This is a genomic window from Paenibacillus naphthalenovorans (assembly GCF_001465255.1).
Lineage (GTDB): Bacteria > Bacillota > Bacilli > Paenibacillales > NBRC-103111 > Paenibacillus_G > Paenibacillus_G naphthalenovorans.
In genome coordinates, this window is the sequence record NZ_CP013652.1 from 2,828,884 (window position 1) to 2,841,347 (window position 12,464).

At 54.2% G+C, this 12,464-nt stretch carries 9 protein-coding genes and 1 other annotated feature; of the genes, 1 reads left to right on the forward strand and 8 read right to left on the reverse strand.

Features of this window, described 5'->3' with window-relative positions:
* Positions 1–2: 2 nt before the first annotated feature.
* The 5 genes from IJ22_RS13975 to IJ22_RS26360 form a co-directional block, all read right to left on the reverse strand.
* Complete coding sequence (locus tag IJ22_RS13975; RefSeq protein WP_054819254.1) at positions 3–1,382, reverse strand: bifunctional folylpolyglutamate synthase/dihydrofolate synthase; 1,380 nt, start codon at positions 1,380–1,382, stop codon at positions 3–5.
* A gap of 7 nt (positions 1,383–1,389) precedes the next feature.
* Positions 1,390–4,062 carry a valine--tRNA ligase gene (locus IJ22_RS13980; protein WP_062409254.1) on the reverse strand — a complete coding sequence of 891 codons (2,673 nt, stop codon included), beginning with the start codon at positions 4,060–4,062 and terminating at the stop codon, positions 1,390–1,392.
* 107 nt (positions 4,063–4,169) lie between these two features.
* Positions 4,170–4,425, reverse strand: a binding site (T-box leader).
* Positions 4,426–4,579: 154 nt separating this feature from the next.
* Positions 4,580–5,689: a LysM peptidoglycan-binding domain-containing protein gene (locus tag IJ22_RS13985; RefSeq protein ID WP_062409255.1), complete on the reverse strand. Its 1,110-nt coding sequence runs from the start codon at positions 5,687–5,689 to the stop codon at positions 4,580–4,582.
* A 104-nt stretch (positions 5,690–5,793) separates the two neighbouring features.
* Positions 5,794–6,666: an RluA family pseudouridine synthase gene (locus tag IJ22_RS13990; protein WP_062409256.1), complete on the reverse strand. Its 873-nt coding sequence runs from the start codon at positions 6,664–6,666 to the stop codon at positions 5,794–5,796.
* Positions 6,663–6,830: a hypothetical protein gene (locus IJ22_RS26360; RefSeq protein ID WP_160327385.1), complete on the reverse strand. Its 168-nt coding sequence runs from the start codon at positions 6,828–6,830 to the stop codon at positions 6,663–6,665. Before IJ22_RS26360 ends, IJ22_RS13990 begins: the two co-directional genes overlap by 4 nt.
* A 201-nt stretch (positions 6,831–7,031) precedes the next feature.
* Between IJ22_RS26360 and IJ22_RS13995 the strand changes: the two genes are divergently transcribed.
* Positions 7,032–8,498 (forward strand): phosphodiester glycosidase family protein, encoded by a 1,467-nt coding sequence (locus IJ22_RS13995; protein ID WP_062409257.1) that lies wholly within the window; start codon positions 7,032–7,034, stop codon positions 8,496–8,498.
* Between the two features lie 128 nt (positions 8,499–8,626).
* Here the strand turns inward: IJ22_RS13995 and hemL are convergent, their stop codons facing one another.
* The 3 genes from hemL to hemH all read right to left on the reverse strand — a co-directional run bounded on the left by hemL (position 8,627) and on the right by hemH (position 12,464).
* Positions 8,627–9,928: a glutamate-1-semialdehyde 2,1-aminomutase gene (hemL, locus tag IJ22_RS14000; RefSeq protein ID WP_062409258.1), complete on the reverse strand. Its 1,302-nt coding sequence runs from the start codon at positions 9,926–9,928 to the stop codon at positions 8,627–8,629.
* A 168-nt stretch (positions 9,929–10,096) separates the two neighbouring features.
* Positions 10,097–11,515: a protoporphyrinogen oxidase gene (hemG, locus tag IJ22_RS14005; RefSeq protein ID WP_062409259.1), complete on the reverse strand. Its 1,419-nt coding sequence runs from the start codon at positions 11,513–11,515 to the stop codon at positions 10,097–10,099.
* 4 nt (positions 11,516–11,519) lie between these two features.
* Complete coding sequence (hemH, locus tag IJ22_RS14010; protein ID WP_054819249.1) at positions 11,520–12,464, reverse strand: ferrochelatase; 945 nt, start codon at positions 12,462–12,464, stop codon at positions 11,520–11,522.

The window sequence follows — 12,464 nt, forward strand, 5'->3', positions numbered from 1 at the left end:
TCTCACCAGCCTTTTTCAGAATCGGATTTATGCTTGATCCAGGAACGAACATCCCCTATCAAATATAACGTGCCCGAGACGACGGTAAGGTCGTCCTCTTCCGCCAAGCCCTTGGCTCGCTCGAGCGCCGCCCTCCAGTCAGGCTCCACGATCACTTCCACGTCACTTCGGCCATGCTCTTGCAGCATAGTTCTAGCCAGTCCGGCAAGCGATTCCGCCGAGGCCTTCTTATGCCAATCCGGCTCGGTAAGGATGAGAGTATCCACTATTGGCAGTATATGCCTAAAATAGCCGGAATGATTCTTGTTATCGAGCATTCCCATGACAAAATGGAGGTTTTTAAAAGAATATGTCTCTTTCAGCGTTTTTACCAGCGATTCGGCTCCCTCCGGATTGTGCGCGCCGTCGATCAAAATCCTCGGTTTCGCAGATATCATTTCAAGACGTCCGGCCCACTGCGTCCGTTTCATAGCGAGATACAGAGCCTCATCGTCTACAATGAAAGCATAATATTGACGCAGGACTTCAATCGTCATCAGAGTGACGGATGCATTCTCGATTTGATGCAACCCGTTCAAAGAGATCTTCACGTCCGGTATGTCCCGGAACAATCCCCGGAAGTGAAACGTCTGTTCATCTTCTTTTGACGAGACCGTATCATAGCGGAATTCCCGCCCCAGCAAATACAGCTTGCTGTTCTTTTCTTTGGCCTTCCGCTCAATGACATCTACAACCTCCGGCTGCTTCACCGCACTTACGACCGGAACGCCGGACTTGATGATGCCCGCTTTCTCCGCTGCGATTTGTTCCAGCGTTTCTCCCAAATAATCCATGTGATCATAACCGATGTTGGTGATCACCGAAACCAGCGGAGTAACGATATTGGTCGAATCCAATCGTCCGCCCAGGCCCGTTTCCCAAACGACGAAGTCGGGATAGGCCATACGCGCAAAATATTCAATCGCCGCAACGGTGGAAATCTCGAACATCGAGGGCTGCCCGTACTCTGCCGCCACTTGGTCGACCACGGGCTTGATTTTATTGATGACCTGAAGCAGATCTTCGTCGGATATGTTCTGCCCATTGATTCGGATGCGCTCGTTATAGCTCTCGATATAAGGGGACGTGAAGGTCCCCACATCGTATCCGCACTGGCGAATCACTTCCGACAGATAGGCGCATACCGAGCCTTTGCCGTTCGTTCCGGCCACATGGATAAATTTTAACCGGCGATGCGGATAATCGAGCAGCTCCATGAGCTTCTCCATCCGTTCCAAACCCGGCTTGATGCCCGCCAGCGGAATGTATCTTACGAGCCAGTCCACCGCTTCCTTAGCCGTCTGGAACGATCCTGCCGGAGCAGATTGCCTGTCTTCGCTCATCGCAAGTTCACCCTTTCAGCTCCGCCAGACGGGCATTCACTTTATCCCGTTTATCGGCGTAATCGGCAAGCTTTGCCTTTTCTTCTTCGATCACTTTAGCCGGAGCCTTCGCTATAAAGCCTTGGTTTGACAGCTTTTTCTCGATGCGGGCCACCTCGTTATGAAGCGTCCCGAGTTCTTTTTCCAGCCGCGCGATTTCCTGAGCGATATCGATCAGGCCCGCCAGCGGCAAGTACAGCTCCGCTCCGGTTACAATTCCTGTCATCGCTTTGTCCGGAGACGTTAACTCCAAATTGATTTCCAGAGATGACGTATTGCAGAACCGGCGCACATATTCTTCGTTGCGCTGCAGGATGGCAAGGAATTCGGCGCCGGCCGGCTTCACAAGCAAATCCACCTTCTTGCTCATCGGCACGTTCACTTCGGCGCGGATGTTGCGGACGGTACGGATGATATCCATCAGCAGCTCCATTTCGCGAACAGCCTCCGGAGCCTCAAAGCGCGCTTCGAATGCCGGCCAGGCAGCCAGCGTGATGGTCTCGCCTTCATGCGGCAAATGCTGCCAGATCTCTTCGCTGATGAACGGCATGAACGGGTGGATCAGGCGCTGAGTCCGGTCAAGCACATAAGCGAGTACGGATTTCGTCGTCTTCTTGGCCGCCTCATCGTTTCCGTACAAGGACAGCTTGCTGAATTCGATATACCAGTCGCACAGATCATCCCAAATGAAGTTGTACAGCAGACGTCCCGTTTCGCCGAACTCATATGCATCAATCAGTCTCGTCACATCCCGCACGGTTTCGTTCAAACGGTGCAGTATCCACCGATCCGCCGTACTCAGTTCTCCGCTCAAATCGATATCGGAAACTTTGAAATCTCCGAGATTCATCAGCGCAAAACGCGATGCGTTCCAAATTTTATTCGCAAAGTTACGTGCCTGCTCTACCTTCTCCCAACGGAAGCGAAGATCCTGCCCCGGCGTAGAGCCTGTTGAAATCATAAAGCGCATCGCATCGGCGCCGTATTTCTCAATGACTTCAAGCGGGTCAACGCCGTTGCCGAGCGATTTGGACATTTTACGCCCTTCCGCATCGCGCACCAAACCGTGAATGAGCACATCCTTGAAAGGTATGCTGTCCGTGAACTCCAGTCCGCTGAAAATCATGCGGGCGACCCAGAAATAAATAATATCGTAGCCCGTTACCAGCAGGTCCGTCGGGTAATAACGCTTCATGTCTTCCGTTTGTTCCGGCCAGCCGAGAGTAGAAAACGGCCACAGCGCGGAGCTGAACCAGGTATCAAGCACATCGTCATCCTGCTTTAGGTGTGTGCCGCCGCACTTCGGACACACGGTCGCATCTTCGCGGGAGACGATGATCTCGCTGCAGTCGCCGCAGTACCACGCCGGAATCCGGTGGCCCCACCAAAGTTGGCGCGAAATGCACCAGTCGCGCACGTTCTCGATCCAGTGCAAATAGATTTTTTCAAACCGGTCCGGCACAAAATGGACGCCTTGTGCGGATTTCTGGGCCTCTACGGCACGCTCCGCCAGCGGCTTCATTTTCACAAACCACTGCGTCGACAAATATGGCTCCACGACGGCGCCGCTGCGTTCGCTGTGGCCGACCTGATGCACATGCTCTTCGATTTTGATCAGCACACCCAGCTCTTTCATATCGGCAACGATTTGCTTGCGGCAATCGAAGCGGTCGAGCCCCTGATATTTTCCCGCGTTCGCATTCATGGAGCCGGATTCGTCCATCACGAGCACCTGCGGCAAATCGTGGCGCTTGCCCACCTCAAAATCGTTCGGGTCATGCGCCGGCGTAATCTTGACGGCGCCGCTTCCGAATTCTTTTTCCACATACTCGTCGGCGATAATCGGAATTTCTCTTCCGATGATCGGCAGGACAAGCGTTTTTCCGATCAGGTGCTTGTAACGCTCATCCTCCGGATGCACCGCCACCGCGGTATCGCCCAGCATGGTTTCCGGACGCGTCGTCGCCACGACGATATATTCATCGCTGTCTTTGACCGGATATTTTAAATGGTAGAGCGCACCCTGCACTTCTTTGTACTCCACTTCAATATCCGATAGCGCCGTACGGGCGGCCGGGTCCCAGTTGATGATATATTTGCCGCGATAGATCAGGCCCTTTTCATATAGACGCACGAATACTTCGCGCACCGCCTTGGACAATCCTGCGTCCAGCGTAAACCGTTCTCTGGAATAGTCCAGCGAGAAGCCCATTTTGGCCCACTGCTCACGGATCGTACCGGCATAATGCTCCTTCCATTCCCATACTTTCTCCAGGAATTTCTCCCGGCCGAGATCGTAACGCGTCACGCCTTCCTCGCGAAGCTTTTGTTCCACCTTCGTTTGGGTAGCGATTCCCGCATGATCGGAGCCCGGAAGCCATAACGCGTCATAGCCCTGCATCCGTTTGGTCCGAATCATGATGTCCTGCAGTGTAAAATCCAGCGCATGGCCGATATGCAGCATACCGGTCACGTTCGGCGGCGGAATGACGATCGTGTAAGGCTTCGCGTCCTTACGCTGTCCCGCTTGAAAATAGCCGCCCTTCAGCCAGTAATCATACCATTTTTTCTCGGATTCTTTGGGATCGTACGTTGTCGGCATCGACGTAGCCGGCGCCGCCGCTTGTTTTGTTTCATCCATAACCAGCAATACCTCCATATGCTTTCGAATTCAGTTGGGGCTATATGTCGCAGGGACGCATCTTTCGCATAAACGCATCACCGCAGCACATCAAAAAACCTTTCGCCGCAAAGGACGAAAGGCTCTCGCTTCCGTGGTACCACCTTTATTCCGTACTTAGGCATAAATTCTCGCGGAGTCCTCTCCGGTCAAAATACGGCACTCAAACAGATAACGGCTGTAACCGGCCGAATCTAGGGTTCGCTTTCAATTCGGCAACTCCGGGGCGACTTCAACAGGTACGTCCTGCGGAACCTTCCAGCCTCTTGCCGGCTCCGCTCTCTGAAGGGTTCGCTGTCTACTATTCCCTTTCAACGTTATTACTGCATCTATGCGTACTATGATAAACAATCATCAGGTGAGAGTCAATACAAGAACCGTTTTTACTCCCGCCTATTCTGAGACTGGCCTTATGACAAGTATAACCAAAAAAATCCCCGTTCAAGCCTGTTTAGGCCGGATCGGGGATTTTTGAGCCTTATTTTGGTATGTAGACAATTTGTCCTTCCGTTAATTCGCCTTCTCCGAGCCGGTTGTAGAGCGCGATTTCTCTCGGATTCAGATCATAGCGTTTGGCAATCGTTTCAAGCGTTTCTTCCTTTTGCACAATGCACATCCGAAGCTTCTTGAATTGCTGCTGCTCGCGATCGGAATGAAGGAGCAAATTTTTCCATTCTGCTTTTTCGGAAGGCGACAGCTCCTGCTGCGTCGGCTGTCCATCCTCCGGCGGCCTTGAATCCGATTTTTTGGAAGCAAAATTCAACAGCGACGCCAGCCCAAAGGATTTGTAGACCGGCTCCGTGGAGGATTCGGGTGCTTCAGACGTTTTTTTGCTGCCCACGGCGACTTTCAATTCTTTTTTCTCATCCGTATCGGTCTCCGCTTCAGCGGCAAAGTCTTCCGTCTTGGCGTCCTCCGCAGCTTTGAGATCCTGCACCGGCTTTTCTTCCGGCTTGGCGGTGTCCGCAGCTTTGGGCTCCTGTACCGGCTTTTCTTCCTTTACCGGTTCACTGGTTTTGGCAACCGGTTCGTGCCGGTTGATTGGCTCATCCGCCTCCTGCCGCACCTCCGATGCCGGAGCTTGTTCCCTTTGAGGGATGGCCTCTGCAGCGGAATTTATGGCCGACGGCCATTCATCCTGTACTCCCGAACGGTGCTCCGAGACCTCGTGAATAAACACGACCTCTTCTTCGGCTTCCCTCCAGGGTTCGGATTCCGATCTCGAAACGATCTCGATGCCTCCAAGCGACAATACCCCCGTCACATTCAAGCTTCGCTCCGACAGCAAATCCACGTCGAAATTTTCGATTTCAACGGCAATGTCCTCGACATGCTGTACACGATTCAGCGGCAGCGTAATTTCTACCGGAATTAAATGCTGCAGCGTCTGTTCCGGCCGATCATGCTCATCGACGTACGTCCCCGTCAAAAGCAAATTGCCGCGAAGCACGGCTTGTTCTCCTTGTGGAAGCACTTGAATGTGAGGAGTCAGCTCTACCCCTTCCAGTTCCTTGATACCCAGCACACCTTCGGATAAATGCACACGCTCGTAAATGTCAAACCTAATCCCGTTATGCTGATTCGTCAAAGTAACTTCCTCCCTTCCCTATTGCACCTTTCCGTAAAAAAGAAAAGATCGTCAGCGCATTGGTCTTTACAATTTATATGGCTGCTGCGGGAGGAGCATGACTACTATTTTTTCAATTGTTCATAAAGAGCCGCAAAGTCTTCGGGCCAAGGCGCGCGCACCTGCACCCTTTCGCCCGTGAGCGGCTCCGGAAACATCAGCACATCCCCGTGCAGCGCTTGCCTGGCCATGCCCGCCGCCCGGCCGCCGTAAAGCAGGTCTCCCAACAGGGGATGTCCCAAATGGCTCATGTGAACGCGGATTTGGTGCGTTCTGCCCGTCTCCAGCCTTAATCGTACAAGCGAGGCAGAACGCAACCTTTCCAAAACCTCGTAACGTGTCACTGCCGCATCCCCCGTTCGGGATACCCGTCTTCTTGTCGCATGGTGCCTGTCGCGTCCGATCGGCGCGTCGATCATGCCGCTGTTGTCGGAAGGATGTCCTTGAACCAGAGCGACGTATATCCGCTCTACGCGTTTGTCCCGCATCGCTTCATCCAACCGATATTGCGCCCATTCGTTCTTGGCCGCCAGCACCGGTCCTGTCGTATCCTCGTCCAGCCGGTGAATAGGTCGCGGACGGCAGCGCTGTCCCGTCGATTCCAGATGCCAACCCAGCGCGTGAAGCAGCGTACCGGACTCCCCCTCCCGCGTAGGATGCACCTTCATACCCGGCGGCTTGTTTACCACAAGGCTGAAATCGTCCTCATACAGCACTTCGATGTCCGCCCATTCCGGCTCATATTGGAGCGTTTCCTCGGGAAACAAGCGGAGCATCACCCTGCGTCCTTTCCATTGAATACCGCCGGAACGGTTCAGCTTTGAAAGAAATCGGCCGCCTATCGTTTCAACCAGTTCCTCGCGGATATCTTCTATGGAATGCACGTCCCGTTTGACAGTCCATTCAAGCCACTCCCCTTTGCGGCGTCGCGCATTCATCTCGGGGAATCCTCCTTGGCACCGTCGGCAGCAAGATGCTTTCGGCGGCGTTTCCGCTCCATCCCCGCCGCCGCCATGATGACCAAAAGCAGGACAAAGAACAGCCCCATGACGATGATCATTTCCAGGGTAATTCCATAAAAACTGTATTTTTTCAAGAGCACGTAACTTCCTCCATCCGTTGACCTATCGTCAATTTTACCAAAACGCAGCTTTTTCTCAAAGCAGTTATACTTCCGGGACTTCCTCTATTTTGCTATATCAAATCTCTATTCATGGTTTCTTTATTATGATAGAATGTGAGAAAAATATATGATTTGACCTATGTTCATTTTCCATTACATCAATAACAGGAGAGACTTCGATTGGTTACTGTCTTGCGGACCATTCGTAACTGGGGCAGGCTGAAGAGAACGCTGTTTGGGGTCGCTCTGTTCGCCTTTGGGGTCTCCAGTTTTTTATTTTTAACCAAGCCGGGAAGCGAAATAAGGGAACGGCTCGCAGAAACGGTCATTACCACGCAGCACCGGAGCTGGGCCTGGATTTTTGTCGGAGCCGAGCGGCGGGACTTACTGGTTCAAAAAATGCAGAACGCGATTGAGGATGCCGCCAGGGAAAAGCAGGATCTGAGCATGGTGAACATCGGAAACCGCCGCTCCGCAGACGAACTGATTAAAGTAGAGGATATTTCGGGACCGTTATGGAAAGGAAAAAAGATGTACGTATACGATCCCAAATCGATCCGCGTCATGACCCCATCCAAGCCTGGGGAAGGGGAACGAATCACGTCCATGGTTACCCGTACCGGTGCTGTAGCCGGCGTCAACGGAGGTAGCTTCGATGATCCGGAGGGACTGGGCAACGGCTTTGCGGCCATCGGTGTCATCATTTCGGGCGGCGATATCGTCTTCACGGATCAAGACGGAAGTATTCCGCAGCATATTGTCGGCTTTACCAGGGAAGGGAAGCTAGTCGTCGGCAAATATAATATTTTCGAGCTGAGGGATATGGGGGTATCCGAAGCCGTTTCGTTTTATCCAAGGCTGATTGCTAACGGCAAGCCGCTTATTACAAGCGGCGACGGCGGATGGGGCCGTGCGCCGCGGACAGCCGTCGGGCAAAGAACCGACGGAACCGTCATCTTCATCGTCATCGACGGCCGCCAGGCGAACAGCGTAGGAGCCACCTTGAAGGAGGTTCAAGATTTGCTTCTCAACGAAGGGGCTGTCAACGCCGGAAATCTGGATGGCGGAGCCTCCTCCGAGATGGTAGTCGGGGGCGAGCTGATTACCCATCCGTCCAGCCGCTATGGCGAGCGCAGACTGCCGTCCGCGTTTCTCGTTTATGACAATCCGTCATCCGTTGTCGCCAACCGTGTCTGGGACGGCATCGATAAAATCGATCCGGGCGGCTCCCATGACCATCCCGAATATTTGCGGGAGCAGGCGGAGAAGAAAGCCCGCCAACAGCAAACCCGTGCTGCCGTACCTGCCAAATCCCCGGGCGGTGAAAAAGCGAAAAGCGAGCCCGCATCAGCAGAGACCAAGCCCGCAGCGGGCGGAAATCAGCGGGACGACAGCGGCAAAGCCCGCACCGCCGCCGGAACGGCGCCGCCAAAGCAAAGCGGTGCCCATGAGGGAGACGCTTCCTCCCCTTCGCCTGCCCCTGCAGGACAGAAAGAAACGGAAAACACGGATGGCGGCGGCGTCCCTGTGGATAAAACCGGGCCTCCCCCGGTTTCCGGTCCGGCTCCGGCGCCTGTTGTTGTCGGGGACTCCAACGGCAAAGTTCCCGCCGGAACCGTGACGGAAACCGTTCCTGCAGCAAAATAACAGCAACCGCCGAACTCTGCAGCCGTTCCAGGCTGACGATAATCAAAGCCGCCCCGTATTCCTCAATGCAGAAAGAATACGGGGCGGCTTCATTGGGTTGCGTCTCTTGACCAAAACGGTTTGAAGGTTCACAAGCGCTTCAAAGCCTGGTAATGCGCTTCAATCGTCGCATCGATATCCGCGTCGGTATGAGCGGCGGACACGAACATCCCTTCGAACTGCGAAGGGGCTATGCTGACTCCTTCATCAAGCAGTGAGGCAAAATAACGGTTAAACCGTTCCAGATCGGAACGTTTCGCCGTCTCATAATTGATCACTTTCGTGTCTGTAAAAAACGGGCATATCATGGAGCCTACGCGATTGATGGTAGACGGGATTCCCAGCTCGGCCGCGTTTTTCCTGAAGCCCTGCTCCAATTTGGCGGACTTCCGCTCCAGCTCCTCATAAACGCCCGGCTCTCCCAGCAGCTTGAGCGTCGTGTAACCGGCTGCCATCGCAAGCGGATTACCCGACAGCGTACCCGCCTGATAAATCGGTCCGGCCGGAGCAATATGCTCCATGATCTCCCGTTTGCCGCCGTACGCGCCTACCGGAAGACCCCCGCCGATGATTTTGCCGAGACAGGTAAGATCCGGCGTGATGCCGTAGAGCCCTTGAGCGCTGTGTAAGCCGACGCGAAAACCGGTCATGACCTCGTCGAAGATCAACAGGCTGCCGTAGGAGGAGGTCGTTTGACGCAGACCTTCAAGAAAGCCCGGCTGCGGCGGAACGACGCCCATGTTACCGGCAACCGGTTCGACGATGACCGCGGCGATTTCTTCACCGAATTTTTCAAACGCGAGCTGCACCGACGCCAGATCGTTATATGGAACCGTTATCGTATTGACCGCTACGGATTCCGGTACGCCCGGACTATCCGGAAGGCTCAGCGTGGCAACACCTGAACCCGCCTTAATCAGCAGAGAGTCCGCATGACCGTGGTAGCAGCCCTCGAACTTGAGGATTTTACTGCGGCCTGTGTAGCCTCTCGCCAGCCGAAGCGCGCTCATCGTTGCCTCCGTACCGGAATTCACCATCCGGACAACCTCGATCGAAGGAATCCGTTCAACCACCAGCTTGGCCATTTCCGTCTCCAGCTCTGTTGGCGCTCCAAAGCTCGTTCCGAGCTCCGCCGTGCGTTTTACGGCCTCGATCACTTCCGGATGAGCATGTCCCAGAATAAGCGGACCCCAGGATCCGATGTAATCAATGAACTCGTTGCCGTCCACATCATAGACACGCGAACCGGCTCCTTTAACCACAAACAGCGGTGTGAGACCGACCGATTTGAAGGCGCGGACCGGGCTGTTCACCCCGCCAGGTATGTATTTTTTGGCTTCCGCAAAAGCTTCAGCGGAACGCGTGTCGGAACGTTTGCGCTTTTCGTTCATTTAGGCCCCACCTTTTTCTATAATTGTACTTAAACCCATCTTAAAACCGGTATCCCGGTAATCGGACAATCTCACAGCCATTATACCATTCCCTTTGCAGGCCGCCATATCTTTTCTTCCCTTTAATCGAAAAATGTAAAGCCCGATGAGGTCGGGCTTTTTCCAATGCTACTGAAGCTGTGCCGCCATTTGCTGCGCAGCTTCCTTTCCCTGACGAATACAATCCGGCAGCCCTACGCCTTGGAACGCCGCTCCCGTCACCAGCACACCGGGCATGCGCTCGGACAACCCTTGGCGAACGCGGCCGATTAGCTCGAGATGGCCGACAGGGTATTGCGGCATCGAACGCATCAGCTTCGTCATTTCCATAAATAACGGCTCGGCTGTAATGCCCATCGTTTCTCTCAAATCTTTACGTACCTCACGGAAAACTTCGTCCTCCGTCATATGAAGCCAACGGTCGTCTCCGAAACGTCCGACATAGCAGCGCAGAAGCACTTTGCCGCTAGGCGCGGTATGCAGCCATTTCTTGGACGTCCAGGTGCAAGCCGTAATAAACCGCCCTTCCCGCCTTGGCACGACAAATCCCGAACCGTCGAGCTTCCGTACCATGTCCTCGGCATTGAATGCCAGGATAACGTTCGCGACGGAGACATATTCGATCCTGTCCAGCTCCCGTATTTCAGGAACCCCGGAACCGAGCACTTCGCTTATGCCGTAGGCAGGGAGCGCTATAATGACACCAGCCGCATCCTCTATCTCTCCGTCTTCCCGAATGACGCGGTAACCTCCCTCCGCCTTCTCCACCTGCGAAACACCGCAATGCTTTAGAAGACGCACATCATCGAGCGCATCCAGCAGTCCGTCAACCAGTGTCTCCAGTCCATCCCTGTAGGTGAGGAACATCGTATTACGTGCGGCCTCGGGCAGCGTCCGGCTTTCCTCGCCGCCCGCTTTCCGGTTTTGCATCATGCCCAGGATCAGACTGCGGTGCTTCTGCTCAATCGAGTGAAATTGCGGGAAGGTCGCTCTTAAGCTCAAATTGTACGTGTCGCCTGCATAGATGCCGGCAAGCAGGGGTTCGGCGATTTGCGCAAGCACCTCCGCCCCCAGCCGCCGCTCTAAAAAGTGCCCGAGCGACTCGTCTTCCGGCGATGTTCGTTTGGGCAGCGCCAAATCCAGTGCGGCACGCGCCTTGCCGGACAGCGACAGAAGACCCGTCCGCATGAAAGGAACCAGCCGAGTAGGAATTCCCAGCATAAGGCCGTCAGGTATCCGGTGAAGCTTCCCGCCCGATAGAATGTACGTTCTTTTTGCGTTGGGATTCGTACCTGTCAGCTTGTCCTCCAGCCCTAGCTCCCGGGTTAAATCAATGATCGCCTGCTTTCGCGCCAGGAACGAATCCGGGCCTTTCTCTATAACGAAGCCGTCCCGCTTTAATGTGACGATTTTCCCCCCGAACGCCCCGCCTTTTTCCATCACCGTAATCCGCAAGGGGGCGGCCGTACTTTTCTTCAAATAATAAGCGGCGCTAAGCCCTGTTATGCCTCCGCCAACAATAACGACGTGTCTGGCGTTGCCGTCCATACCATCAATTCCTCTCCAACTGCGCGTAAACGACGTCGCTTAACGCATCCATGTACAGCGGGTCGGTATTCAAGGAACGGGTACGTTCCAGATGCAGTCCGAGCTCGCGAGCCGTTAGCTGCGCTTCAATATCGAGGTCGTATAAAATTTCAAGATGATCGGAAACAAATCCGACCGGGCAGATCAGTACATGCTCCGCCTGCTTTTCCTGCTTGATGGTGCGCAGCACGTCCAGGACATCGGGACCAAGCCATGGCTCTCCGGTCTGTCCCGCACTCTGCCAGCCGAACTGCCAATTCGTCAGACCCGTCTTAGCGGCGACCGCTCTGGACGTTTCCAGCAGCTGCTCAGGGTACGGATCTTTCATCTCGAGTATTTTTTCCGGCAGGCTGTGTGCGGTAAAAATCACCTTGATCCGGTCCTTCTCCACCCCTTCGAATCGGTTCAAGGCTTCTTCCACCCGCTCCGCCAAAGCTTCGATCAGCTTGGGATGCAAATGGTAGCTGCGAACGAACCGGATGTTTAAACCAAGCTCATCCGCCTTCGCTTGCGCCCGTTTCATATACCCCCCAACGCTCATCGAGGAATAATGCGGAGCCAGCACCACGCCGACCGCTTCCGTAAGTCCGTCCTGAACGATTTGCTCTACGCCGTCCTCTATAAAAGGGGCCGCGTGCTTTAAGCCTTGATAGCAAATAAACGTGGTGTCCGGATATTTCTCGTTCAACCGGTCCTCCAGAGCCTTCACTTGTTTGTCGGTGTTCTCCCTAAGCGGGAATACGCCTCCCACAATCGCTTCATAGCGATTTTTCAAATCCTGCAGCTGCTCCGGCGTCGGAGGATGCCCTCTCCGGATATGCGTATAATAGGCTTCAATGTCATCGATGCTTTTGGGCGTTCCGTAAGACAAGACAAGAACACCAATCCGTTTGATCTCCGTCGCACTCAT

What these genes read in the sequence shown, in the direction of transcription:
- IJ22_RS13975 (WP_054819254.1), bottom strand. Translation starts at nt 1,382, where the DNA reads ATGAGCGAAGACAGGCAATCTGCTCCGGCAGGATCGTTCCAGACGGCT.
- IJ22_RS13980 (WP_062409254.1), bottom strand. Translation starts at nt 4,062, where the DNA reads ATGGATGAAACAAAACAAGCGGCGGCGCCGGCTACGTCGATGCCGACA.
- IJ22_RS13990 (WP_062409256.1), bottom strand. Translation starts at nt 6,666, where the DNA reads ATGAATGCGCGACGCCGCAAAGGGGAGTGGCTTGAATGGACTGTCAAA.
- hemL (WP_062409258.1), bottom strand. Translation starts at nt 9,928, where the DNA reads ATGAACGAAAAGCGCAAACGTTCCGACACGCGTTCCGCTGAAGCTTTT.
- hemG (WP_062409259.1), bottom strand. Translation starts at nt 11,515, where the DNA reads ATGGACGGCAACGCCAGACACGTCGTTATTGTTGGCGGAGGCATAACA.
- hemH (WP_054819249.1), bottom strand. Translation starts at nt 12,464, where the DNA reads ATGAGTGCGACGGAGATCAAACGGATTGGTGTTCTTGTCTTGTCTTAC.